Raw genomic sequence first — 22,208 nt, forward strand, 5'->3', positions numbered from 1 at the left:
GTCGCCCTGTCGAGCAGGCCGCGCGCGGATCAGCAGGCCAGCAAGGGCCGCTGCTGATGGATCCACTGATGGACCGCTGATGGACCGCTCCTGAACCGCTTAGCGGTCCGGTTGCCGATCCGTCGGCATGCCCAGCAGACTCGCGATCGGCGCCGACATGTCGATGGGCGGCAGCACTGCCGCCGCGGGCCGGGCGATGGGCGGATTGGCCACGACGCTGCGCAGCGTCACGACGACCCCGGTCACGCGGTCGCTGCTGGTCACGTACGGCGCCAGCAGCACAAGATAAGACCGGCCCGCACGGTCGGTCACCTGCCGTTCGTGCCGTCGCAGCGTGCGCATGACCGCGGCAGCGTCTTCGGCCAGCGACGGATAGCTCAAGCCTTGCACCACCTCAGGCAGCGCGCCGCAGGCATCCAGCAAGCCAACATCGAACAAAGTGCGGCACGCCGGCGTATAGAAACGCACCGACAACTGGCGGTCGACGAACAGGATTGCCGATTCGCTCGCGTGCCGCAGATTGCGCAGATGATCCCGTTCCGTGACCGCCAGCTCCATTTCCCGTTCCAGCTCGGAAACGAGCGTGCAAAATTCCTGATTGGCCGCTTGCAGCTCCGCTTCCCGCGCCTTCAGCTCTTCCGTGGCGGTGCGCAGCTCTTCATTGATGATCTGCAAGGCCTCATTGGCGGCGTGCAGCGATGCAGGCGCCATGCCGTGCGACGCATCGCCTTGCCTGCGCAGTCCCGTCCGGACACTTTGCAGATGGGACTCGATGCGGCGAACCGGCGCTTCCGGGGGCAGCGCATCGGCAACGGGGTCGGCCTCGACTTCATCGAACAGCACCAGCAACAGGTCGGCGCTGCTATCAGTGTCGGTGAAAGGCTTGACGGCAATGCTGACGAGCAAGTCGTGGCCCCCGCGTCGAAACGATACCTGCGGCGAATACACCGGCCGGCGCGACAGCGTCGCTTCATAGAGCGCCGCGCGCAGCGTGCCGCGCAAGGCCGGGTCGATCACCGTCAGCAGCTGGCGGGTCGGCTCGCCACCGGCAAAGGTCAGGAATCGTCCGACCCGGTCGCACAGGTGAACGATGTCGTAATCGTGGCGGGTGATCAGGCCGGGCAACGCATCGCGTTGCAGCGCCCGGCGATAGATTTCCCCGCTGGCGCTGGACTTGTACGCCGATTCGGCAGGAGCATGGCGTTGCAATGCCGACGCCTGCGCGTTCGCGCCCGTCAAGCGCGCCCGATACACGCCACGACGGCCGTCCACCGACACGAACCACTCATCCATGGCGTCGGATCCTTCATTCTCGCCCAGCAGCAGGTATCCGCCGGGCACCAGCGCATAGTGCAGGATCCGCAGCATGGCGCGCTGGATGGAATGGGTGAGCAGTGACAGACGGTTGCGCCACGCAACCAGATGCAGCTTGGACAGCGGCGGATCCTGCAGCAGGTCATGCGCCGCAAAGACGATGGCGCCGCGCAGCTTGCGGCTGGCCGTTGCCTGGTCGCCCATGACGGTGAAATGCCCATCGGCCACGGCGCGGGGCAGGCCTGCGACGCGCGAGGCAGGGTAACGCCCGGCGCGCGCCTCGACCAGTGCAGACGGATCGGACGCGGTCGCAAAGACTTGCACCGCGCCAGCTGCGCCCGGCTGGCTGGCGGCATCGAGCAACAGAATGCCGATGGCGTAGCTGTCGTCGCCGCGGCCGCAATCGACATTCCATGCCCGCAAGACGGAGTCGCCTTGCTCATTCGCCAGATCGACCAGCCCCTGGCACGTCGCGGTGTCCAGCAACACGGACGGGCGCGTGTCGAACAGCGACGGGCCGCCACTGGCCAGTTCGGCCAGCAAGGCATGCGCCTCGGCCGGACGACCCTGCAGGTAGTCGCGGTAGGCCGGGAGCCCGGCAACGCAGGCGATGCGCAAGCGCCGCGTCACCAGAGACATCAGGGCATCGCGCCGGTAACGGCGAAAGTCATGACGAGCGTGATGGCACAACAAGGTCAGCACATCGCGCCAAGCCCACTCTTCGGCCTCGGCGTGCGCAACACTTTCCGGCGTGTGCGGTTCGGCCAGCACGTGCCGTGAACGCGGAACCGCATAGGCATCGGTGACCTGGCGGATCAGGCGGATGCGTGCCGGCAACTGGTCGGACGGCATGCAGATGTCGGCAGCGGCACACGGGCCGACATCGCTTGCCGCCATCACGATACCGCCCGCTTGCCGCACCGCGTGCCAGCCCTGCGTCGCGACGCCACGGCCCGCCATGAAGTTCAGCGCGAACATGTGCTCGCCATAGGCCTGCGCGCATTCGGTCAGCCCCTGGTCCACACAGTCGGCAAAGCTGGTGTCGTCGCGTGCCGCATCGGTGCCGATCATGCCCTCGGCAACACCGACCGTCTGAACGCCCGGCGCGATATACAGATGGCCCGGGCGCGGCCTGAGCCGGTCCGCAAGCAGTTGCACCGGAAGGTCCACCGCCTGTTGCAAGGTCACGAGACAGTCCAGCGTCCGCTCCGGCGCCGCGTCCAGCATGACGAGGAAGACGACATCGGTGCGCGGATCGACGTGCCGGAAAAAAGCTGCCAGGGCGGCCATCTCCCCTGCGGTGACGGCGATGGCAATGACCGTTCGTCCCGCGCCGGGCAACGCGCTGTCAGCAGCCGGGGGCGTCGGGCGACGCGGCAACGTGGTGTGGTTCATGGGAAGTCGGACTCGTAGACAGGGACACGTAGCGGGCGAGCTGGCCGGCAAGAGAGAGACAGATGCGGCCGATCACCCTGCCGTGCACGGTGCACACACGCGATCGGGCAGGTCAAATCTCACATAATTATCATACGTCCAAGCCTGATGGCGGTGATAGTTTTCACTACCTGACCGTATGGACCCGCCCATCCAACGGGTAGGAACTAGACCGTCAGGTGGCAGCCGCGGTGGGGTAAACGCCGGATAATTTCCCATCCGCATGCATACGCGTGCCGCAAGGGGGAGACGCTGCGTGGTTGTCACCGAACTCATCGAGGAACTGCAGAAGTTTCCATCGCACTGGACAGTCCTGGTTGAATATCCGGTACGCCAGGCCTTGCGACCCATGGCCGAACCCAGCGATCTTGCATCCATCACCAGCGTGGGCGTCGACACCGAAACGCGCAGCGCCCTGCACTGCACTGTCGTGCTCAACAGCCTGCACGGCATTCGTTAGCGCCCTAAGTTTGACTACCATTCAAATTTGAGCTGGCTCAAAAATATTCTGGCTCAGTGTCAGTTCGGCGCGACATACCACGGCAGTGCCTTTGGAAACCTGGCCTGATAGGCCACCCAATCGTCGTAGAACGCCTGGGTCATGTACGTGAGGTTGAAGGTGTCCGGATGCCGCTCGTCGTAGCGGATCTCGACGTAATCGGTTTCGTCGCGCCACTGCGCGGTTCCGTGCTGCGGGTCGGCCAGGTCCACCTTGACCGTCGCATGGCGGTAGGTAAAGGCGTCGGCCGCGACGCGCAAATAATGGCGCGGCACGCTCAGGAACACCGCAGCCACCCGGCCGGGCGCCGCGTCACACACGATCGCCATCTGCCGCAGGTCCGGCAAGTCATCGATCACCGGCTTTTCGGGAAAGAATGCCGATCCGCCCGTCACATGGCTGGTCGAGCGCACCCACAGATCCCAGGTCTGCCGCTTTTGCCGCTGCATCTGTTTGCAAGGCGTCGAGCCCAGTTCCAGCCCCAGCGGCATCGTCCAGTCGGTATCGGCATGCGCAGTGCTGGCAAGCGTCAATGCTGCCAGAAGAAAAAGGCATCTTGCTGCCATCGAGTGCGGGTTCCTGAGGAGGTCGTGCCGGGACGGCAGCCGTGGCGGGCACGAATGGAAAGGCCGCGTATTGCTACGCGGCCGGTAAACGACTTGCAGACTCGAGGACCTGCAGGGTCAGCGCAGCACTTTGCGCGAGAGGACCGACGCGGATTCATCGCTGTCGGAAGCATGGAACAGGCGGTGGGCCCGGACTTCCACAGCCTCGGGGATACCGAGACCTTCCGCTGCGGCGCGCAGCAACTCTTCACTCGGCCTGGAGCAGAACACGCCGGCCTTTTCGCCAGCGCCCCAAAGATCGGTGTCGAGCGGTTGCAGCCACGCCTTGTCTTCATTCAATGCACACCCGTGCCATGCGTTATCGGGTGACTTCAGCGCCACTACAAAACACACCAGCTTCTTGCGATCAATTGGCATAGCTTGTTCCCTCGTCTAGAGACCACTGTGTCGGACCAGCATATGCAGTCAGTACAGCAGAATATAGGCGCGGGAGGAGCCGTGATCCAGCCCTGGATACCCAGGGAATTCACCAATGAACACGCAGATTGTCAGGCGGCGCCGGTTCAAGTGCCGAGGTTGTAGCTGCTACGGACGTCCTGCAGCGCGATACGGAAGTCGTCGGCATATTTGCTCAGGCCCATGTAACCCGAGATCGACCAGTTGCAGCCGCTTTGGTCGTCTTCATGCCAGAAAGGCTCGTGGACCATGAGCGCCTCGTTGTGCTGGCGCAGTTCCGGACGCGCGTTGACGGCGTCCTGGACCAGCATGCGAATGTCTTCGGCAGAGGCAAGGCGTTTGGGTGGTGTCATGTCGTCTCCTGGAGCTAGAGGGTGATTCCACGTTGGTGTTCGATGTCGTCGGCGATCCGCGACGCCGCCGCGTCGAGCATGTCGTCTTCACAGGTAGCCGGCACATCACGAAGGGTGAGGCCCGTGCCGCGGCAGACGCGCACGCCTGCAACCATTTCATAGACGCTGCAGTCGGCGCTCCACGCGCCAGAGGGCTGCTGCGTGGGCTGGATTTCGATGTCGAGAATCCGTGAGCTGCGATTGGGGCTGTACTGGATGGTCTGCATGATGAGACTCCAACTAGCGACATTTCACTATACGCCCGATCCCCGGGACCGACGCAAGCAGCTTCGATGTGCGTCTGCACAATGCAGAGCCGCTGCGTGTCAATGCCGCTCAACCGCTTGGGACCGTCTCCGTACCGGTAAACCCTACATTTCCTGCAACCCGATGACACGTCATGGCGCGGGACTGCCGCACACCGCAGACGCAAAAACGGCCGCCTCCCGAAGAAGGCGGCCGTTCAAACCGTCACGGTCCGCAGACCGCTCAGGCTGATCGTGCGAAGACGCGCTGGCTTATTTGCCCGTTGCCGTCTTGCCCGTCTGTGCGCCGCCCTGGTTGGCGTCGCTGGTGTACGGGCCACCTGGCGTGCCAGGACGGTCCGGATCCATCTTTTCCGAAGGACGGGTAACGTTGGCGGTCGTGCCCGACTTCATCGTGCGGTCCGAACCGGTCTTGCCCGTGTTGGCGCCGCTCTGGACGTAGTTGTCGTTCACCAGGGGACCGTTCGAGCCTGGTGCAGGCGAACGGGTCTTTGGCTGGGTGCTGTCGGCGCTACGGCCCACTGCTGCCGCGCCCGGTGCCTTGGTTGCACGGTCCGAACCGGTCTTGCCGGTCTTGGCGCCGCCTTGCTGGCCGTCACCGACCATCGGGCCGCCCTGGGTTTGCTTGGTATTGGCGCTGCCTGGGGCGGCGGTCGAATCGGTCTGCGCAAAGGCAACCGTCGAGGCTGCGCCAATAATGGCGGCGAACATGGCTTTCTTGACGAAATTCGAATGTTTCATGGTATCTCCTACTTCGGTTGTCAGTACCAGGATCACAGCAATTGCCGTTCCTGCCCGCGTTTTCCTGGTCTTCCGGTAGCACGTCTTGAACCGCATGCCGTCCGGTTCCCTAGGGACGCAGACTCATCCGCAAGCGCCGTGCCCGAGCTCAAGGCGCTTGCGCAAGCAGGTCAACAGGACGGCACGTCGCTTGCTGCGTTGCTTGCAGCCACGCGTACAACTCAAGGAGCACGCCATGCAGCAAGATACCCAGAACACCCCGCTCAATAGCGATCCTGATTCGGCAAAGCAGGGCACGCATGCCGAGCCGGTGATCAACAAGCGTCCGAACGACCCCAACTGGCTGGGCGTCGGATCCGAGTCCGACGACGAAGCCGCGCAGCAGACCGGGACCGGGTCCAACACGAAAGATTGACGCAGTACCCACCGCAGGCTGACCGAGCGGCTGCCGGCACGACCGGACCGCTCAAGGAGAAGACGATGTCGACAAAAAGCCCTTCAGAAGGCAATGCCACGGAAGACGCCGGGACTGCCCGCGGCACGACGCCAGGCAAACCGAAAGACGGCGAAGGCAAGGATGCCCGCACCATCGGCAATCACCCGACCGACCCGAACGCCCTTGGCGCGAAGGCCAACTTTCCGCCCGGCGTCAGTGCGGAAGAAGCTCACGATCCCGGCAATCAGGTGAAAAGCGGGCCGAAGGTCGAAAACCGCAGTTGATCCGGTTTTGACCTGCATCTGATCTGCATATGATCTCGTGCACCGCGGTGTGCCTCTTGGCGCACCGCGCCCGCGCATTGCCGCTTTGCGCCCTCCCCCCGCCCCCTTTCACGCACCGCTTCCAGGCAGAAATCGCCGGATTTTCTGGCATGCGACTTGCATGAACTGCGCACCCGTTCCTGCAGCTGCGCAATGCACCCTACCCGTCAGTTCCCCCTCTCAGAGCTCTGGCGCGACCAGATCGGGCTGCTGCTCGAATCGACCGGCGACGGCATCTGTGGCATCGACATGGATGGCAACTGCATCTACGCCAATCGCGCCGCGGCGGACATGCTGGGCTACGAGCCGGCGCACATGCTGGGCCACAACATGCACGACCTCATGCATCACACGCATGCGGACGGCTCCCATTATTCGATCGACACCTGCCCCATCTTTCGGGCCTTCTGGCAGGGCATGCCCTGCCGCATCGACACCGAAGTCCTCTGGCGCAGCGACGGCACCAGCTTTCCCGCCGAATACTCGTCGCATCCCATCGTCGATCAAGGCGTCGTTCGCGGCGCAGTCGTCACCTTCATCGACATTTCGGTGCGTCGGCGTGAGCAGGACCTGCTGCAGCGAAGCAAGAACGAGCTGGAAAGACGCGTGACGGATCGCACCCGGGCCCTGTCCGATGCGCTTGCGCAGCTGCGGGAATTGTCGGCCCACCTGCATTCGGTGCGCGAAGATGAACGCACGCGCATCGCCCGCGAGATCCACGACGAATTGGGCAGCCTGTTGATCGCGCTCAAATTTGACGTGAACTGGCTCGACACCCGCGTGGTAGATCGCGCCGACCTGTCGGCCAAATGCCGGGCCATGAATCGACTGATCGAGACCGCGGTCGAGAATGTCGGCCGCATCATGACCGACCTGCGCCCCAGCCTGCTCGATCACCAGGGGCTGTTTGCCGCGCTCGAATGGCAGCTGCGCGAATTCGAGTCATCGTCCGACATTGTGTGCGACTGGCAGCTGGATGTCGACCCTGGGGTCGTGATGCCAGACGACACGCTGGCCACCGCCATCTTTCGCATCTTCCAGGAGATGCTGAGCAACATCGCGCGGCATGCCCGGGCGGATCGCGTCGCCATCCGGATCCGGGTCACCTGCGACCGGCTGCGGATCGTGGTGACCGACAACGGTGTGGGCGCGCTGCGCGACGCGTTCGAGCGCCCCGATGCGTACGGGGTGATGGGCATGCGCGAACGTGCGCGGCATTTCGGCGGCGAAATCGGCATCGACAGCATTCCGGGCGAAGGCACCCGACTGACGCTCGACGTTCCCATTCCTTCGCTTGCTCGAGGCCCGCAATGATCCGTCTGTTGATGTGCGATGACCACCAGATCATCCGGCAAGGGCTCAAGCAGATCCTTGCGGATACGGCCGACATCGATGTTGCCGCCGAGTGCGACAACGGCACCGATGCCATCCGCCTGGTGCGCGAAGGCGGGTTCGACATCGTCCTGCTGGATATCGCCATGCCGCAGCGCGACGGGCTGGACGTGCTGATCCAGCTCAAGCGCGAGTTCCCGAAGCTGCCGGTGCTGATGCTCTCGACCTATCCCGATCGTCAGTACGCTGCGCGTTGCTTCAAGCTGGGCGCGGCCGGCTACCTGAACAAGAGCGCCGCGCCGCAACAGTTGATCGACGCCATTCGCAAGGCAGCCGCGGGCGGCGTGGTAGTCAGTGCATCGCAGGCCGAAACCATGGCGATGGACATGGCGCGCGCGACGCACGACGTGCCGCACGAAGCGCTGTCGCACCGCGAATACCAGGTGTTCCAGCTGATCGCGAGCGGGGAAAGCGTTGGCCAGATCGCCGAGCGGCTGGCCCTGAGCCCGAACACGGTCAGCACCTATCGCAGCCGCATCATGGAAAAGACGGGCGCACGCAACGACGTGGGCATTGCCCTCTACGCGGTGAAACACCAACTGGTCGCCGTGTAGGGCTGGCACTACAAAAATTCGCTGGATTCCGCGATACCGGCGCTGCTCGACAGTCCGTAGGATGGGGACTCAGATCCTCCCCCACCCGGAGCCAGCGCCCATGTCCTACGACCCGTTCAACCCCGATCGTCCACTGACTTCGGGCTGCGCCTGCGGCCGCCATGCCGACCCGGCGTCGCATGACAACGCGCTTGCCGTCGCCACGCTAAAGGCCCGGGCCCTCGACGACGAAGCCGGGATCAACGCCTTTGTCGAAGCGGCCATGGTCAAGGCTTTGTTCCCGCAGGACAGCGTGCGCCGCCGCTTCATCCGCGCCGTAGGCGCGGGCACTGCCTTGAGCGTGATCCAGAGCGTGCTGCCCATGGGGTCGATCATGGCGATGGCCCAGGAAAAGGCGGCGCCTGAAAAGAAGAACCTGAAGATCGGCTTCATACCGATCACCTGCGCGACACCGCTGATCATGGCGCACCCGCTGGGTTTCTACAAACAGCAGGGACTGGAGGTCGAAGTCATCAAGACGGCAGGCTGGGCGCTGATCCGCGACAAGATGATCAACAAGGAGTACGACGCGACGCACTTCCTGTCGCCCATGCCCCTTGCGATCTCGATGGGCGCAGGATCGAACCCGACGCCCATGAAGGTCGCAACGATCCAGAACACCAACGGCCAGGCCATCACGCTGAGTCTCAAGCACAAGGACAAACGCGACCCGTCCACCTGGAAGGGCTTCAAGTTCGCGGTGCCCTTTGAATATTCCATGCATAACTTCCTGCTGCGGTACTACGTGGCGGAACACGGCCTGGACCCCGATCGCGACATCCAGATCCGCGTAGTGCCGCCGGCCGAAATGGTGGCCAACCTGCGCGCGGGCAACATCGATGGTTTCCTGGGTCCCGATCCTTTCAACCAGCGCGCGGTCTACGACGAAGTCGGCTTCATCCACGTGCTGACCAAGGACCTGTGGGACGGCCATCCCTGCTGCGCCTTCGGTACATCCGAAGCCTTCATCCAGCAGAACCCGAATACCTTTGCCGCCCTGTTTCGCGCGGTGCTGACGGCATCGGCCATGGCGCGCGATGCCAAGAACCGGGAACTGATCGCCAAGGTGATCTCGCCGCAGGCTTACCTGAACCAGCCCGAGACGGTCGTGGCCCAGGTGCTGACCGGCCGCTTTGCCGACGGACTGGGCAAGATCCAGACGGTGCCGGATCGGGCCGACTTCAACCCCGTGCCGTTGCAATCGATGGCGGTGTGGATCCTGACGCAGATGAAGCGCTGGGGCTATGTGAAGGGCGACGTGCAGTACCGGCAACTGGCCGAGCGGGTCTTCCTGCTGGCTGACGCGAAAAAGCACATGAAGGAACTGGGCCAGTCCGCACCGGATGCCGCCTATCCGCCGTTCACCATCATGGGGAAAACCTTCGACCCGTCCAGGCCCGACGCATATCTGGATGGCTTTGCGATCCGGAAGACGGCGTGATGCGCAGCCAAGGTTTCAAGGCGGCCATGCTGTCGCTGTTGCTGCTCGGCCTGTTCCTGGGCATCTGGCATCTGGCGACCTTGCCGGGGGCCCCGGGGCCGGCCGCATCGGGAGCCTCCGCCATGACGGCGGAGCAGCTCGAGTACGCAAAGATGATGGGCAAGACGGTGGAAGCGCCGCGCAGCTCGGGCTTCCCGACTTTGGGCGACATGGGCCGCACGATCGTCCAGCAGCTGTCGTCGCCCTTCTACGACAACGGCCCGAACGACAAGGGCATCGGCATCCAGCTCGCGCATTCGCTGGGCCGCGTGGCGCTCGGCTTTCTGATTGCGGTCGCGGTGGCCCTGCCGCTGGGGTTCGTGATCGGCATGTCGCCGCTGATCTATCGGGCGCTCGATCCCTTCATCCAGATCCTCAAGCCCATCTCGCCCCTGGCCTGGATGCCGCTTGCGCTTTACACGATCAAGGACTCGTCGATCTCGGGCATTTTCGTGATCTTCATCTGCTCGGTCTGGCCCATGCTGGTGAACACCGCGTTTGGCGTGGCGGGGGTGCGGCGTGACTGGCTCAACGTGGCGCGCACACTGGAAGTGCGACCGCTGCGCCGCGCCTTTCAGGTGATTTTGCCCGCCGCAGCGCCCACCATCCTGACCGGCATGCGGATCTCGATGGGCATTGCCTGGCTTGTCATCGTCGCTGCCGAAATGCTGGTGGGCGGCACGGGGATCGGCTACTTCGTCTGGAATGAGTGGAACAACCTGTCGCTGACCAGCGTCATCTTCGCGATCCTGGTGATCGGCATCGTCGGCATGCTGCTGGACCGCATGTTCAGCATGCTGCAGACATGGGTGACGTACACCGAATGAGCCCGAGCATGAGCGACCGAATGAACCCCTTCCTGAAAATCGAGAACCTGACCAAGGTGTACGTGCCCGGCGCGCCGCCGGTGTTCGAGAACGTCAGCTTTGACATCGCCCAGGGCGAATTTGTCTGCATCATCGGACATTCCGGCTGCGGCAAGACGACCATCCTGAATGCGCTGGCGGGCCTGGAATCACCCAGCAGCGGCTTGATGCTGATGAACGGTCGCGAGGTGCGTGGTCCGAGCCTGGACCGGGGTGTCGTCTTCCAGAGTCATGCGCTCATGCCCTGGCTGACGGTTCGCAAGAATATTGCCTTTGCCGTGCGATCGCGCTGGCCCGACTGGACCCGCGCACAGATCGATGCGCATGTCGTCAAGCACGTGGACAGGGTCGGACTGGACAAGGCCATCGACAAGAAACCGTCGGAACTCTCGGGCGGCATGAAGCAGCGGGTCGGCATCGCGCGCGCCTTTGCCATCGAACCCAAGATGCTGCTGCTGGACGAGCCCTTCGGCGCGCTGGATGCGCTGACGCGCGGCACGATCCAGGACCAGCTGCTCGGTATCGTGAAGGCGACGCGGCAAACCGTGTTCATGATCACGCACGACGTCGACGAAGCGATTCTGCTGGCCGACAAGATCCTGCTGATGAGCAACGGACCCTATGCGCGTATTGCTGAGATCGTGCACAACACGCTGCCACGCGACCGGTCCCGTGCGACCGTGCATCACGACGCGCAGTACTACCCGATGCGCAATCACCTGATCGACTTCCTGGTGAACCGGTCCCGTACGTATCAGGCAATGACTTCCCCCACCCCACCCTCCCACTGACACGGAGACCCCATGTCCGCGATTTATGACCGTAGTGAAGTGACCCGGATGATCGTATCCGCCAAAGTCCGCAAGGGCCTGAAATGGGCGGACATTGCCAACCAGGTGGGTCTGAGCAAGGAATGGACGACCGCCGCCTGCCTGGGCCAGATGACATTGACCAAGGAACAGGCCGGCGTCGTTGGCCAGATCTTCGAGCTCTCGGACGAAGCCATCGCCTGGCTCCAGATCGTGCCGTACAAGGGGTCGCTGCCGACCGCCGTCCCCACCGATCCGTTGATCTATCGCTGGTACGAGATCGTGAGTGTGTATGGCACGACCATCAAGGAACTGATCCATGAGGAGTTCGGCGACGGCATCATGAGCGCGATCGACTTTTCGATGGACATCGACCGGCAGGCCGACCCCAAGGGGGATCGGGTCAAGGTGGTCCTGTCGGGCAAATTCCTGCCGTACAAGACGTACTGACCTGCCGGCGGCCCGCGGCGCCCTAGAAAATGTGGGGCGTGGGCTCGTTCAGCGAGCTGCCTTCTCGTGGCGTGATGTCTTCCAGCGTAATGTCCAGGTACGGATCCTTGTCCAGGTCCAGGGCGATCTGCGGCGTGCAGTCGGCCAGCGCCGTGAACAGGTCGTCCAGATAGGCAAACGCCAGCTTCGCAGCCACATCGTTCAGCATTTTTTCGGTGGTCGCGAAGTTTGCACCGGCCAGATCGCCCACATCCAGGCGGTAGCTGACCAGACCGTCATGCTCGGTCACGGTGCCCAGGTCGATGGTCTTGCTCTTGGTGTTTCTTGCAAGCACGTGCCCTTGGCTTACATACAGTCGGTAATGATGAACAGGATGCGGCGGGTTCGCGGTGGTGTCGTTGGGCATGGCGCTGGCCTCCAAAGATGCGTGATGCACTAGGTAATGCAGAATGCAGAGCGCACGCGACTGCGTGTTTCTGCTCTGCGGCACGGCTCTTGCAGCAATATGTGCGCCCGAAGGGTTTTCGCCCTTCAGGAGATGATGACCCGGCGCTGTCCAGAGCCGGTGTCACGCCCCCTCACGCCCGGAGCCCGACCATGACGCAAGACGCACAAGCCCCCGAGGACGCGCGCAAGCCGAGCCACGACGATGGCGGCATCGGCCGCAAGTTGTACAAGCTGTTCGATTCCTTTGCCGGCAAGGTCACCCGGTCGGCAGGTTCGCCGATCGCGTTCACGATGGCGGTGCTGACGGTACTGATCTGGGCCGTCAGCGGTCCGCTGTTCGGCTTTTCCGAAGTCTGGCAACTGGTGATCAACACCGGCACCACGATCGTGACGTTCCTGATGGTGTTCCTGATCCAGCAGAGCCAGAACAAGGACAGCGAGGCGGTCCACCTGAAGCTGAACGAACTGATCGCCAGCCACAGCAAGGCGAGCAACCGCCTGATCTGCATCGAAGACCTGGACGAGAAGGAACTCAAGAAACTGACGGAGTTCTACCGGCGCCTGGGCGACCTGGCGGAGAACGATGCGCCCGTGTCCGAGACGCACTCGCTGTCGCAGGCGCAGACCGTCAGTGATACCAAACGGGACCTGCGCCAGGAAGCGAGCGCTGCGTGATGTTGCGAAGGATTGATCGAACGATCAGTCCTGTTTGAGCGCGATCAGGATCAGGTCGCGCATGCGCTCGAAACCACCGACATACTCGGGGCTTTCCGACCGCGCCAGCAGGCCTGAGTAGCCCTGTTCAAGGCGCGACTCGATCAGCAGAGGCAGCCCTGGCGTTGCACGTGCCGCATGCAGTGTCGAGAGCAATGCCGCGGTCAGCGCATCGCTCTGCCCGGTTTGTTCCGCGAGCGACGCGGTCAATGACGCGATCTGCCGGCTTTGATGGGCGATGGCCTCGACCAGCACCGCGATCTGCTTTTGTGTTTCCATGAAATGAAATGCCCCAGACGTGATTGGCGGCATGCTAGCACGCGCCCACCCCGGCGGAAGACGTGACAACGGCCACCCAGGGTGGCCGTTGCCGTTACTGCCGTGCGACGTCGGTGTTCGTGCAATGCCTCAGCAGTTGCCGGGCATCGTCAGCAGGCTGACGATTGCACGGCGCCGATCAGCGTCCGCCGCCGCCCGCGCCGCCTGCACCACCTGCACCGCCCATGCCACCGCCGGCGCCACCCATGCCGCCGCCGGTCGAGCCGCCCATTGTGCCGCCGCCGGTTGAACCGCCGCCCATGCCGCCGCTACCGGGCGTGCCGCCCATCGAGCCGCCACCCATCGAGCCAGTGTTGCCGCTCATCGAGCCGCCGGTACTGCCGGCACCGCTGCCGGTGCCACCGTTCATGCCGCCCGTGGTCGAGCCGCTGCCCGTCGCGCCGCCGCTCATGGAGCCGCCGGTGCCGTTCGTGTTGCCGGTACCGCCCGTAGTGCCGGAGCCGCTACGATTGTTCATCGTGCCGGTGCCGGTGCCCGAGCGCGAGCCCGTGCCGGCATTGCCCGACGCGTTGGAATTTCCGCCTGAACGCATCCCCGGAGACGTCGTGCTCGAACCCGGGGTCATTGTGGAGCCTGAACCGGAGCCGGAGCCGGACATGGAGCCCGATGTGCCGCCGGTTTGCGCAATCGCCAGCGTGCTGGTGGCAGCGAAGATGGAAGCGATCAGAATGGAACGGGTATATCGAATCATGGTTGTCTCCTGAACTGCATTTGAGAGCTTCATGACCCGCAATAGGCGTGCCCGCGGTCAGCCACACCGTGCGTGCGCCCAGCAGCCGCCGGGGGCGAAAGCCAACGGGCGGCGGAACATCACGGTTGAGCAAAGCGGTAAAGCTTGCCCGTCGTCATGCACCCGCCGCCCGTTGCGGTGCCAGGGATGCGTCCGGTTACGCCGTCACATGAAACCCGATGCGGCCCAGCGACTGCATTTCCAGCTCGATCCAGTCGCCGGCCACCAGCGCCTCGGCGGCGCTGGCGCCACCCGCCATCACGATCGATCCGGCCGGCAGCGTTTCGCCTGCCTCGGCCACCAGCCGCGCCGCCGCCACCAGCGACCGGATAGGATGACCCAGGATTGCGGCCGTGGTGCCGATCTGGGTCGGCTTGCCGTTGCGCGACATGATCAACCCCAGGTTCGAGAAGTCGATGTCCGGACGATGCCACGTACCCAGCACGATGCCGGAGGACGACGCATTGTCGGCCACCACGTCTTCGAGCGAGAACTTGAAGGCCTTGTAACGCGAGTCGATGATTTCCATCGCCGGGGCGATGGCCTCGACGGCGCCCAGCGCTTCAATGGCCGACACGGTGCCCGACAGCGGCTTCTTCAGCAAGAAGGCGATTTCCGGTTCGACGCGCGGATGCACCCGCGTCGACAGCTTGAGCTCGCCGCCTTCGTCCACGCGCATGTCGTGCGTCAGGCGCCCCCAGATCATGTCGTGCACGCCCATCTGGACCATCTTGGCGCGGCTGGTAAAGCCCATCTTCATGCCGATGCGGTACGCGCCGCGATCGACGCGCCGCTGGATCAGCATTTTCTGGACGTCATACGCCTCGGCCAGTGTCATGGGACGGCGTTCGGCGAACTGCTCGGCCTCGTGGGGGGTGGACGCCGCGACGTCCAGCTCGCGAGCGATCTCTTCCAGGGTCATTGACGATCCGCTCATGCCTTCTGCTCCTGTGCGCCAAATACGGCCCGCACGCTGCCCAGTCCGGCAATACGCGCTTCGAAACGGTCCGCGCCCGTCACGGCCACCATGGGGCCCAGGGCACCCGTCATCAGAATGTCACCGGCCTTCAGGGGCTGGCCGCACTCGACCATCTTGCGCGCAAGCCACAGGGCTGCGTTGAGCGGATGGCCCAGACACGCAGCGCCGGCGCCGATCGACACCTGGTCGCCATTGCGTTCCATGACCATCCCGCACAGGCGGGCGTCGAAATCATTCAGCTTGACCGGGCGGTTGCCCAGCACGAACAGGCCCGAGGAGGCATTGTCGGCAATGGTGTCGACGATGCCGATCTTCCAGTTGGCGATCCGGCTGTCGACGATCTCAATGGCGGGCAAGGCATACGCCACCGCCGAGATCAGCTCGGCCATGGTGGCCTGCGTCACGTCCAGGTCACGTTCCATGACCAGCGCGATTTCGGCTTCGACCTTGGGCTGGAGCAGCGTGCCGGCAGGCACCTCTTCCCCGTCGCACACCGACATGTCGGCAAACAGCATGCCGTAGTCGGGCTGATCCACACCCAGCTGGGCCTGGACCGACTTGGACGTCAGCCCGATCTTGCGGCCGACCAGCCGGCGCCCTTGCGCGAGCCAGTGATCGGTATTGGCCTGCTGCACGGCATAGGCCGCGGCAAGGTCGTTGTCCGGCAATGCCGTCCGTAGCGGGTCGATGGCAACGCGGGTGTCCAGGGCCGTGCGCAAACGCTGCGCAAGATCCGAGATCAACGCGGCGTCGGGAGTGGTTGTCTGCCCCATGCGTGTCCTCGTGGTTTTATGACGTATACGTACGAATATACGAGTTTTTACTTGCGGAAAGCAAGCGCCATCACAGCATAGGCAGGACGCCGCGTCCAGCCAGCCCGTGCGTCAGACCTGGACGCCAGCGACGATTTTGAGGCACTTCATGAAGAGCGCCCGGTATTCGGCGGGCAACACACCGATGATGGCGTCTTCGACCTGCTTGTCCCGCGGCAGCACCCGTTGGAGCAACGCGAAGCCACTGTCCGTGATGTGCACCGCGTAGGCCCGGCCGTCGCCAGCCGCCCGCATCCGCTTCAGATATCCCTTGCGCACCATCCGGTTGACCATGTCCGCAAGCGAATTGCGATCCAGGGCAATGTAGTCGCCCAACTGGTTCTGCGTCGCGCCCGGATGCTTGCAGACCGTGATCAGCAGCGCTTTCTGGCGCGGCGTGATGTCCTCGTCCTGGAAATGTTCCATGAACATGGCCTCGGCGCGAAAGTGCGCGCGGCGCAGCAGGTGCGACGCCACATCGGTCAGTTCGAAGGCGGCGATCAGCGTATCGCGTTCGGCGTCGGTGGGTTCGTCACCGGTGGCAGCGTCGGATTCGACGTCCGGATGGCCAGTCGGCTGGGGATCCGGGGAATCGAGCGGGTCGGCTTGGCGGGGCGTATCAGTTGGCATGCGGAAGGCTCATGAAGTCATCTGACGATCTTACCTGCTGCAGCGCGGCCGTGCTGCGATGGCGACATCCTGCGGGTTTTGCTTCACAAATCCTCCAATCGACGCTAAATTAGTACGTATACGTCATACAGAACCGTTTCCGCACTGACGTCACTCCCTCACCAAGGACATTTCCATGTCGGTCAGACACCTGCGCAATTTCATCGGCGGCCGCTTCCACGACGGCATCCGCACCTTCGCCAAGCACAACCCCGCCGATGGCGCCCTGATCGCCCAGGTGCATGAAGCCAGCCGTGACCAGGTGGACGCCGCCGTGGCCGCCGCTCGCGCGGCGCTGCCCGGCTGGGCCGCGCTGCCGGTCGGCGAACGCACCGCCTACCTGTATGCCCTGGCGGACGGCATCGAACGCCGCTTCGACGACTTCCTGCAGGCGGAAATCGCCGATACCGGCAAACCCGTGGGTTGGGCCAGCCAGATCGACATTCCCCGCGGCGCGGCCAACTTCAGGTCGTTTGCCGAGATCGCCCGCACCCTGGACATGGAAAGCTTCATGACCGACACGCCCGATGGCCGCCAGGCGCTGAACTACGCCTATCGCAAGCCGCTTGGCGTCGTGGGCGTGATCTCGCCGTGGAACCTGCCGCTGCTGCTGTTCACCTGGAAGGTCGCGCCCGCGCTGGCGTTCGGCAACACGGTGGTCGCCAAGCCGTCCGAAGTGACGCCGACCACGGCCACCCTGCTGGCGGAAGTGGCCGAAGAAGTCGGCCTGCCTCCCGGCGTCTTCAATGTCGTGCACGGTTTCGGTCCGAATTCGGCCGGCGAATTCATCACCACCCATCCGGACATCGACGGCATCACCTTTACCGGTGAAACGGCCACCGGCAGCACCATCATGAAGGCCGTGGCGCCGGGCGTGAAACCCGTGTCGTTCGAACTGGGCGGCAAGAACGCGGCCCTGGTGTTCGACGATGCCGACTTCGATGCGGCAGTGGCCGGCGTCGCGCGGTCGGTCTTCGCCAACTGCGGCCAGGTCTGCCTGTGCACCGAACGCGTCTATGTGCACCGGTCGATCTTCGACAAGTTTGTGAGCGCGCTCAAGATTGAAGCCGAGAAACTGGTCCTGGGCTGGCCCATGGATCCGGCAACGACCATGGGTCCGCTGGTCTCGCTCGAACATCGCAGCAAGGTGCAGTCGTACCTGAAACTGGCGGTGGAAGAAGGCGCCACCGTGGTTACCGGCGGCGGCGTCCCGACCTTTGGCGATGCGCGCGATGAAGGCGCCTACATCCAGCCCACGATCTGGACCGGCCTGCCCGAAACCGCCCGCTGCATCAAGGAAGAGGTGTTTGGCCCGGTGTGCCATGTCGCGCCCTTCGACACCGAAGAAGAGGCCATCCGCATGGCCAACGACACCCGTTACGGCCTGGCCGCGGCGGTCTGGACCACCAACCTGACACGCGGCCACCGCGTGGCGCAGGCCATGAACGTGGGCCTGGCCTGGGTCAATTGCTGGTTCCTGCGCGACCTGCGCACGCCCTTTGGCGGCAGCGGTCTGTCGGGCATCGGACGGGAAGGCGGACGACACTCGCTACACTTCTACACCGAGCCCACCAACGTGTGCGTGAAGCTTTGATGCCGCGGCGGTGACTGTCCAGCCTGGCCTCGTCGGCAACGACGAGGCACCCCGACCGGCGTCCGTCATGTCGAATTTCCGCATCACCCCGAACGCGCTCGGGCACAAGTTCAAGCTTCACCAGTTGCAGATCTTCGAACGGGTGCTCGAGCGCCGGTCCCTGTCGCGGGCCGCGAATGAATTGAACCTGACGCAGCCCAGCGTCACGAAAGCCATCTTCGAGCTGGAAAAATTCGTCGGGGCGACGCTGTTCGAACGCTCCAACCGGGGTGTCGTGCCGACTGAACTCGCGCACATGCTGGGCCGCCGCGTGAAGACGCTGATGGCCGAACTGCGCTACATGACCGACGAACTGAATGCCGTGCTGAGCGGCGAAAGCGGTCATGTGATCGTCGGCACACTGATCGCCGCATCGGCCAAGTTGCTGCCCGAGGCGATCGCGCTGTTGATGCAGGAACACCCGGGCATCCTGGTCACGATCACCGAAGGCCCGTCGTCCCATCTGTTTCCGGCCCTGGCCACGGGCGACCTGGATGTCGTGGTGGGCCGCCTGCCCGAACGCGACATTGCGCTGGGTTACTCCTTTCCTCTGGTCCACCACGCGCTCTACGAAGAAAAACTCTGCGCCGTGGTGGGCGCGCAGCATCCGCTGGCCAATGAAACGGCGCTGGACCTGGCGTCCTTGATCGATCATCCGTGGATTCTCCCGTCGTCCGATTCGCCGCTGCGCACCGCCGTGGAGCAGACGTTCTACCGCACGGGGCTCGGACTGCCTGCCCGGCATATCGAATCCCTGTCCTTGCTGACCAATGTCGGCATCCTGCTGCGCACCGACGCGATTGCGCTCATGCCGCACGATGCAGCGGACCAGTTCCTGCAGCAGGGCATGCTCAAACGGCTTCCCATCGACACATTCGGCCAGTTCGGCAAGGTCGGCTATTCCGTGCGCGCGCACCGCCAACTGACGCCGGCCAGCCAACACCTGATCGAATACCTGCACCGCATCGCGGACGCCCGGACGGGCCGCAGCGCCTAGCGTCACCTTGGTGCTCGACGCACCGTCTGGCACCATAGCCAAAATGAATATCCCGGACGCCAAGTTCTATTTTGACGGGAGCCCGCGCGCGCCTAGACTGAACACTTACAGCGGAGACACGCATATGACCGGATACGGCCCCCCCATGAATTTCCTGCGGTGGATCGAAGACCACGACCACCTTCTGAAACCGCCCGTGGGCAATCAGCAGATCTGGAAGGACACTGACTTCATCGTGACTGTGGTGGGCGGACCCAATCACCGCACCGACTTCCATGACGATCCGCTTGAAGAATTCTTCTACCAGATCAAGGGCAATGCCTGGCTCAAGCTATGGGTCGATGGCAAGGAAGAACGTGTCGACCTGAAAGAAGGCGACATTTTCCTGCTCCCGCCGCACGTGCGCCATTCGCCGCAGCGGCCGGAAACCGGCAGCGCCTGTCTGGTCATGGAACGCCAGCGCCCTGAAGGCCTGCTCGATGGCTTCGAATGGTATTGCCTGGATTGCGGCAGCCTGGTGCATCGCGTCGAAGTCCAGCTCAAGAACATTGTGACCGACCTGCCGCCGCTGTTCGAAGCGTTCTACGCCAGCGAACCGAACCGCACCTGCCATGAATGCGGCAGCGTGCACCCCGGCAAGCACGTTCCGCACGCGCAATGACGGCGATGGCTCCGGCGGTCATCGATTTCGGCGGCGTGCAGCTGATGCGGCTGGTCGAGACCGAAGGGCCCCTGCTGTGGCCAGCAGAGATCTTTCCGGACTCGACACCGCAAAACATCCAGGCCAACCTGGACTGGCTGGTGCCCCGCTTTTACGACCCCGCCACCGACCGCCTGATCATCAGCATCCAGTCCTTCCTGCTGCGCAGCGAAGGCCGGAACATTCTGGTCGACACCTGCGTGGGCGACTGCAAGCCGCGGGTGCGCGCGGATTTCGACCAGCAGCATTGGGGCTGGCTGGACACGCTCAAGGCCATCGGTCTGGGTGTCGAGGACATCGACATCGTGCTGTGCACGCATCTGCATGTGGATCACGTGGGGTGGAACACCACGCTGGTCGATGGTGTCTGGACGCCGACTTTCCCCAACGCGCGCTACCTGTTCACCCATCCGGAATGGGACTACTGGAAGGCCAATGAAGGCCATCCGGGCCTGCTGCGCACGGGCGATTACATCGGCGATTCGGTATGGCCGATCTTCCAGGCCGGTCTGGCCGATCTCGTGCCCATGGATCACCGCATCGACGACCTGCTGCAATTGGTGCCCCTGCCCGGCCACACGCCGGGCCACGTCGGCGTGGCGATCCAGGGCGCGCGGCAGCACGGCCTGATCAGCGGCGACGCCTTCCACCATCCGCTGCAGTGCTGCTACCCGCAGTGGAGCACCCGTTTCTGCGCCGATCCGGCGCAGGCACGATCGTCGCGGGAAGCCTTGCTTGCCCAATGCGCCAGTGACCACACGCTGGTGTTGCCTGCGCACTTTCCCGCGCCGACCGCCGGACGTGTCGTCGTTGCCCCCGAGGGCAGCGGCCACGCCTACCGGTTCGAGTTCGACGCCGGTGCGGCCGGCGGCGGACCGGAAGAAGGCGGCGTCAACCACGCTGCGCTCGACGCCGGCCCCACAAACGAATGACGTTCTTTTTTAAGCGAGCCTGACATGCCCACCCTTTCCCGCGTTTCCCGCGCTGTTGCCGGCGCCTGTGTCTGCCTTGGCCTGAACGCAGGGCTCATGGCCACGGCGCAGGCCGACGTCAAGATCGGCTTTCTTGGCACCTTGTCGGGTCCTGGCGGCACGCTGGGCCAGGACCAGTACGACGGCTTCATGCTTGGCATTGCGAAAGCCGGCGGCAAGCTGGGCGGGCAAGCGGTGCAGGTCATCAAGGAAGACGATCAGCTCAAGCCCGAGATCGGACGCCAGGCCGTCAAGAAGCTGCTCGAACGCGACAAGGTCGCGGTCATTACCGGCATGAGCTTTTCGAATGTCCTGATGGCGGTGGTGCGCGACGTCGTGAACAGCGGCACGGTCCTGATCAGCAGCAATGCCGGGCCCAGCCAGCTGGCCGGCGACCAGTGCTCGCCACTCTATTTTTCGACCTCGTGGCAGAACGACCAGCAGCACGAAGCCATGGGCAAGTACGCGCAGGACAAGGGCTATCGGCGCATCGCGATCATGGCGCCCAACTACCAGGCCGGCAAGGAAGCGTTGATCGGCTTCAAGCGCTACTTCAAGGGCGAGATCCTGAGCGAGACCTACACCCAGGTGAACCAGCCCGACTACTCGGTCGAGATCACCCAGCTCCAGACGCAAAAGCCCGACGCCGTCTTCATTTTCTACCCCGGCGGCATGGGCGTGAACTTCGTCAAGCAATATCAGCAGGCTGGCATGCTGGGGAAAACCCCACTGCTGTCCGGATCGACCGTGGATGGGACCACCTTGCCTGCGTTGAAGGACATTGCGCTGGGCGTCATGTCGGCAGGACCGTGGTCACCCGACCTGCCGAACGCGGCCAACAAGACCTTCGTGACCGACTTCCAGAAAACGTATAACCGCATCCCTTCTGCGTATGCGGCCTATGGCTATGACGCGGCGCTGGCGCTCGACGCCGCGCTGAAAACCACGGGCGGCAAGGCGGACGGCAAGACCTTGTCGGCCGCGCTGGCCAAGACCACCTTCCCGTCGGTGCGCGGCGGTTTCCGTTTCAACAACAACCACTTCCCCGTGTCCAACTATTACGCGTTCGAGGTGGTGCGCGACGCGAGCGGGACGGTTAATCTTGCCACTCGCTCGACCGTCTTCCCGGACCACCAGGATCCCTACCACGCCTCCTGCACCCTTCCCTGACCCGATTTTCGCCGCACCCCACCGTCCGGG

28 protein-coding genes are annotated in these 22,208 nt (G+C 63.9%); 16 read left to right on the plus strand and 12 right to left on the minus strand.

Going from position 1 to position 22,208, the window contains the following annotated elements:
- Positions 1-99: 99 nt before the first annotated feature.
- Positions 100-2,709, minus strand: a complete 2,610-nt coding sequence (locus IE116_RS08620; protein WP_189611563.1) for a CheR family methyltransferase — start codon at positions 2,707-2,709, stop codon at positions 100-102.
- A gap of 295 nt (positions 2,710-3,004) precedes the next feature.
- Between IE116_RS08620 and IE116_RS08625 the strand changes: the two genes are divergently transcribed.
- Positions 3,005-3,208 carry a hypothetical protein gene (locus IE116_RS08625; protein ID WP_189611565.1) on the plus strand — a complete coding sequence of 68 codons (204 nt, stop codon included), beginning with the start codon at positions 3,005-3,007 and terminating at the stop codon, positions 3,206-3,208.
- 59 nt (positions 3,209-3,267) lie between these two features.
- On the opposite strand, the gene IE116_RS08630 is transcribed toward IE116_RS08625, so the two are convergent.
- The 5 genes from IE116_RS08630 to IE116_RS08650 form a co-directional block, all read right to left on the minus strand.
- A complete protein-coding gene (locus tag IE116_RS08630) occupies positions 3,268-3,813 on the minus strand; it encodes a hypothetical protein (RefSeq protein WP_189611567.1) in 546 nt (181 codons plus the stop codon).
- A 117-nt stretch (positions 3,814-3,930) separates the two neighbouring features.
- Positions 3,931-4,230: a hypothetical protein gene (locus tag IE116_RS08635; protein WP_189611568.1), complete on the minus strand. Its 300-nt coding sequence runs from the start codon at positions 4,228-4,230 to the stop codon at positions 3,931-3,933.
- 146 nt (positions 4,231-4,376) lie between these two features.
- Complete coding sequence (locus IE116_RS08640) at positions 4,377-4,622, minus strand: hypothetical protein (protein ID WP_189611570.1); 246 nt, start codon at positions 4,620-4,622, stop codon at positions 4,377-4,379.
- A gap of 14 nt (positions 4,623-4,636) precedes the next feature.
- Complete coding sequence (locus IE116_RS08645) at positions 4,637-4,888, minus strand: hypothetical protein (RefSeq protein WP_179586233.1); 252 nt, start codon at positions 4,886-4,888, stop codon at positions 4,637-4,639.
- A gap of 291 nt (positions 4,889-5,179) precedes the next feature.
- Entirely contained in the window at positions 5,180-5,668 is a 489-nt protein-coding gene (locus IE116_RS08650) for a hypothetical protein (RefSeq protein ID WP_189611571.1), read from the minus strand.
- Between the two features lie 235 nt (positions 5,669-5,903).
- Here IE116_RS08650 and IE116_RS08655 point away from each other — a divergent pair, with 235 nt between their 5' ends.
- The 8 genes from IE116_RS08655 to cynS all read left to right on the plus strand — a co-directional run bounded on the left by IE116_RS08655 (position 5,904) and on the right by cynS (position 12,017).
- Positions 5,904-6,083, plus strand: a complete 180-nt coding sequence (locus IE116_RS08655; protein ID WP_189611573.1) for a hypothetical protein — start codon at positions 5,904-5,906, stop codon at positions 6,081-6,083.
- Between the two features lie 65 nt (positions 6,084-6,148).
- Positions 6,149-6,388, plus strand: a complete 240-nt coding sequence (locus tag IE116_RS08660; protein ID WP_189611575.1) for a hypothetical protein — start codon at positions 6,149-6,151, stop codon at positions 6,386-6,388.
- Between the two features lie 192 nt (positions 6,389-6,580).
- A complete protein-coding gene (locus IE116_RS08665; RefSeq protein WP_189611577.1) occupies positions 6,581-7,741 on the plus strand; it encodes a sensor histidine kinase in 1,161 nt (386 codons plus the stop codon).
- Positions 7,738-8,373: a response regulator gene (locus IE116_RS08670; protein ID WP_189611579.1), complete on the plus strand. Its 636-nt coding sequence runs from the start codon at positions 7,738-7,740 to the stop codon at positions 8,371-8,373. The genes IE116_RS08665 and IE116_RS08670 overlap by 4 nt, the downstream gene beginning before the upstream one ends.
- Before the next feature lie 100 nt (positions 8,374-8,473).
- Entirely contained in the window at positions 8,474-9,853 is a 1,380-nt protein-coding gene (locus IE116_RS08675) for a CmpA/NrtA family ABC transporter substrate-binding protein (RefSeq protein WP_189611581.1), read from the plus strand.
- Positions 9,853-10,719 (plus strand): nitrate ABC transporter permease, encoded by an 867-nt coding sequence (gene ntrB / locus IE116_RS08680; RefSeq protein ID WP_189611583.1) that lies wholly within the window; start codon positions 9,853-9,855, stop codon positions 10,717-10,719. Before IE116_RS08675 ends, ntrB begins: the two co-directional genes overlap by 1 nt.
- An 8-nt stretch (positions 10,720-10,727) precedes the next feature.
- Positions 10,728-11,549, plus strand: a complete 822-nt coding sequence (locus tag IE116_RS08685) for an ABC transporter ATP-binding protein (RefSeq protein ID WP_189611585.1) — start codon at positions 10,728-10,730, stop codon at positions 11,547-11,549.
- 12 nt (positions 11,550-11,561) lie between these two features.
- Entirely contained in the window at positions 11,562-12,017 is a 456-nt protein-coding gene (gene cynS / locus IE116_RS08690; RefSeq protein ID WP_189611587.1) for a cyanase, read from the plus strand.
- 22 nt (positions 12,018-12,039) lie between these two features.
- Here the strand turns inward: cynS and IE116_RS08695 are convergent, their stop codons facing one another.
- Positions 12,040-12,423, minus strand: a complete 384-nt coding sequence (locus IE116_RS08695; RefSeq protein ID WP_179586214.1) for a hypothetical protein — start codon at positions 12,421-12,423, stop codon at positions 12,040-12,042.
- Between the two features lie 191 nt (positions 12,424-12,614).
- On the opposite strand from IE116_RS08695, the gene IE116_RS08700 reads away from it, so the two are divergent.
- On the plus strand, positions 12,615-13,139 hold the full coding sequence (locus tag IE116_RS08700) for a low affinity iron permease family protein (protein ID WP_189611588.1): 525 nt from the start codon (positions 12,615-12,617) through the stop codon (positions 13,137-13,139).
- Between the two features lie 24 nt (positions 13,140-13,163).
- Here IE116_RS08700 and IE116_RS08705 read toward each other — a convergent pair whose 3' ends face one another.
- Positions 13,164-13,457 carry a hypothetical protein gene (locus IE116_RS08705; RefSeq protein ID WP_189611590.1) on the minus strand — a complete coding sequence of 98 codons (294 nt, stop codon included), beginning with the start codon at positions 13,455-13,457 and terminating at the stop codon, positions 13,164-13,166.
- 178 nt (positions 13,458-13,635) lie between these two features.
- The gene (locus IE116_RS08710; protein WP_189611591.1) at positions 13,636-13,974 is read right to left on the minus strand and encodes a hypothetical protein; all 339 of its coding nucleotides are present in this window, start codon (positions 13,972-13,974) and stop codon (positions 13,636-13,638) included.
- On the opposite strand from IE116_RS08710, the gene IE116_RS08715 reads away from it, so the two are divergent.
- Positions 13,967-14,221 (plus strand): hypothetical protein, encoded by a 255-nt coding sequence (locus tag IE116_RS08715; protein ID WP_189611593.1) that lies wholly within the window; start codon positions 13,967-13,969, stop codon positions 14,219-14,221. The two genes, IE116_RS08710 and IE116_RS08715, sit on opposite strands and share 8 nt — an antisense overlap.
- Before the next feature lie 183 nt (positions 14,222-14,404).
- Here IE116_RS08715 and IE116_RS08720 read toward each other — a convergent pair whose 3' ends face one another.
- From IE116_RS08720 to IE116_RS08730, 3 genes are all read right to left on the minus strand, one after another.
- Positions 14,405-15,184 carry a 2-keto-4-pentenoate hydratase gene (locus tag IE116_RS08720; protein ID WP_229828066.1) on the minus strand — a complete coding sequence of 260 codons (780 nt, stop codon included), beginning with the start codon at positions 15,182-15,184 and terminating at the stop codon, positions 14,405-14,407.
- Entirely contained in the window at positions 15,181-15,999 is an 819-nt protein-coding gene (gene mhpD, locus IE116_RS08725; protein WP_189611594.1) for a 2-keto-4-pentenoate hydratase, read from the minus strand. The genes IE116_RS08720 and mhpD overlap by 4 nt, the downstream gene beginning before the upstream one ends.
- Positions 16,000-16,110: 111 nt before the next feature.
- Positions 16,111-16,668 carry a MarR family winged helix-turn-helix transcriptional regulator gene (locus IE116_RS08730; protein ID WP_189611596.1) on the minus strand — a complete coding sequence of 186 codons (558 nt, stop codon included), beginning with the start codon at positions 16,666-16,668 and terminating at the stop codon, positions 16,111-16,113.
- A 175-nt stretch (positions 16,669-16,843) separates the two neighbouring features.
- Here IE116_RS08730 and IE116_RS08735 point away from each other — a divergent pair, with 175 nt between their 5' ends.
- The 5 genes from IE116_RS08735 (at position 16,844) to IE116_RS08755 (ending at position 22,178) form a co-directional block, all read left to right on the plus strand.
- A complete protein-coding gene (locus IE116_RS08735; RefSeq protein ID WP_189611598.1) occupies positions 16,844-18,301 on the plus strand; it encodes a 2-hydroxymuconic semialdehyde dehydrogenase in 1,458 nt (485 codons plus the stop codon).
- A 67-nt stretch (positions 18,302-18,368) separates the two neighbouring features.
- Positions 18,369-19,337: a LysR substrate-binding domain-containing protein gene (locus IE116_RS08740; RefSeq protein WP_189611601.1), complete on the plus strand. Its 969-nt coding sequence runs from the start codon at positions 18,369-18,371 to the stop codon at positions 19,335-19,337.
- Positions 19,338-19,461: 124 nt separating this feature from the next.
- Positions 19,462-19,998 carry a 3-hydroxyanthranilate 3,4-dioxygenase gene (locus IE116_RS08745; RefSeq protein ID WP_189611603.1) on the plus strand — a complete coding sequence of 179 codons (537 nt, stop codon included), beginning with the start codon at positions 19,462-19,464 and terminating at the stop codon, positions 19,996-19,998.
- Positions 19,995-20,969 carry an MBL fold metallo-hydrolase gene (locus IE116_RS08750; RefSeq protein WP_189611604.1) on the plus strand — a complete coding sequence of 325 codons (975 nt, stop codon included), beginning with the start codon at positions 19,995-19,997 and terminating at the stop codon, positions 20,967-20,969. The genes IE116_RS08745 and IE116_RS08750 overlap by 4 nt, the downstream gene beginning before the upstream one ends.
- Positions 20,970-20,993: 24 nt before the next feature.
- On the plus strand, positions 20,994-22,178 hold the full coding sequence (locus tag IE116_RS08755) for an ABC transporter substrate-binding protein (RefSeq protein ID WP_189611606.1): 1,185 nt from the start codon (positions 20,994-20,996) through the stop codon (positions 22,176-22,178).
- Positions 22,179-22,208: the final 30 nt, after the last annotated feature.

The sequence above is a fragment of the Pigmentiphaga litoralis genome (genome assembly GCF_014651835.1).
Lineage (GTDB): Bacteria > Pseudomonadota > Gammaproteobacteria > Burkholderiales > Burkholderiaceae_B > Pigmentiphaga > Pigmentiphaga litoralis.

What these genes read in the sequence shown, in the direction of transcription:
- IE116_RS08740 (WP_189611601.1), top strand. Translation starts at nt 18,369, where the DNA reads ATGTCGAATTTCCGCATCACCCCGAACGCGCTCGGGCACAAGTTCAAG.
- IE116_RS08660 (WP_189611575.1), top strand. Translation starts at nt 6,149, where the DNA reads ATGTCGACAAAAAGCCCTTCAGAAGGCAATGCCACGGAAGACGCCGGG.
- IE116_RS08650 (WP_189611571.1), bottom strand. Translation starts at nt 5,668, where the DNA reads ATGAAACATTCGAATTTCGTCAAGAAAGCCATGTTCGCCGCCATTATT.
- IE116_RS08705 (WP_189611590.1), bottom strand. Translation starts at nt 13,457, where the DNA reads ATGGAAACACAAAAGCAGATCGCGGTGCTGGTCGAGGCCATCGCCCAT.
- IE116_RS08655 (WP_189611573.1), top strand. Translation starts at nt 5,904, where the DNA reads ATGCAGCAAGATACCCAGAACACCCCGCTCAATAGCGATCCTGATTCG.
- IE116_RS08745 (WP_189611603.1), top strand. Translation starts at nt 19,462, where the DNA reads ATGACCGGATACGGCCCCCCCATGAATTTCCTGCGGTGGATCGAAGAC.
- IE116_RS08635 (WP_189611568.1), bottom strand. Translation starts at nt 4,230, where the DNA reads ATGCCAATTGATCGCAAGAAGCTGGTGTGTTTTGTAGTGGCGCTGAAG.
- IE116_RS08720 (WP_229828066.1), bottom strand. Translation starts at nt 15,184, where the DNA reads ATGAGCGGATCGTCAATGACCCTGGAAGAGATCGCTCGCGAGCTGGAC.
- IE116_RS08700 (WP_189611588.1), top strand. Translation starts at nt 12,615, where the DNA reads ATGACGCAAGACGCACAAGCCCCCGAGGACGCGCGCAAGCCGAGCCAC.
- IE116_RS08675 (WP_189611581.1), top strand. Translation starts at nt 8,474, where the DNA reads ATGTCCTACGACCCGTTCAACCCCGATCGTCCACTGACTTCGGGCTGC.
- IE116_RS08620 (WP_189611563.1), bottom strand. Translation starts at nt 2,709, where the DNA reads ATGAACCACACCACGTTGCCGCGTCGCCCGACGCCCCCGGCTGCTGAC.
- cynS (WP_189611587.1), top strand. Translation starts at nt 11,562, where the DNA reads ATGTCCGCGATTTATGACCGTAGTGAAGTGACCCGGATGATCGTATCC.
- IE116_RS08645 (WP_179586233.1), bottom strand. Translation starts at nt 4,888, where the DNA reads ATGCAGACCATCCAGTACAGCCCCAATCGCAGCTCACGGATTCTCGAC.
- IE116_RS08730 (WP_189611596.1), bottom strand. Translation starts at nt 16,668, where the DNA reads ATGCCAACTGATACGCCCCGCCAAGCCGACCCGCTCGATTCCCCGGAT.
- IE116_RS08695 (WP_179586214.1), bottom strand. Translation starts at nt 12,423, where the DNA reads ATGCCCAACGACACCACCGCGAACCCGCCGCATCCTGTTCATCATTAC.
- IE116_RS08735 (WP_189611598.1), top strand. Translation starts at nt 16,844, where the DNA reads ATGTCGGTCAGACACCTGCGCAATTTCATCGGCGGCCGCTTCCACGAC.
- IE116_RS08665 (WP_189611577.1), top strand. Translation starts at nt 6,581, where the DNA reads ATGCACCCTACCCGTCAGTTCCCCCTCTCAGAGCTCTGGCGCGACCAG.
- IE116_RS08750 (WP_189611604.1), top strand. Translation starts at nt 19,995, where the DNA reads ATGACGGCGATGGCTCCGGCGGTCATCGATTTCGGCGGCGTGCAGCTG.
- IE116_RS08670 (WP_189611579.1), top strand. Translation starts at nt 7,738, where the DNA reads ATGATCCGTCTGTTGATGTGCGATGACCACCAGATCATCCGGCAAGGG.
- IE116_RS08640 (WP_189611570.1), bottom strand. Translation starts at nt 4,622, where the DNA reads ATGACACCACCCAAACGCCTTGCCTCTGCCGAAGACATTCGCATGCTG.
- ntrB (WP_189611583.1), top strand. Translation starts at nt 9,853, where the DNA reads ATGCGCAGCCAAGGTTTCAAGGCGGCCATGCTGTCGCTGTTGCTGCTC.
- IE116_RS08755 (WP_189611606.1), top strand. Translation starts at nt 20,994, where the DNA reads ATGCCCACCCTTTCCCGCGTTTCCCGCGCTGTTGCCGGCGCCTGTGTC.
- IE116_RS08710 (WP_189611591.1), bottom strand. Translation starts at nt 13,974, where the DNA reads ATGAACAATCGTAGCGGCTCCGGCACTACGGGCGGTACCGGCAACACG.
- IE116_RS08630 (WP_189611567.1), bottom strand. Translation starts at nt 3,813, where the DNA reads ATGGCAGCAAGATGCCTTTTTCTTCTGGCAGCATTGACGCTTGCCAGC.
- mhpD (WP_189611594.1), bottom strand. Translation starts at nt 15,999, where the DNA reads ATGGGGCAGACAACCACTCCCGACGCCGCGTTGATCTCGGATCTTGCG.
- IE116_RS08685 (WP_189611585.1), top strand. Translation starts at nt 10,728, where the DNA reads ATGAGCGACCGAATGAACCCCTTCCTGAAAATCGAGAACCTGACCAAG.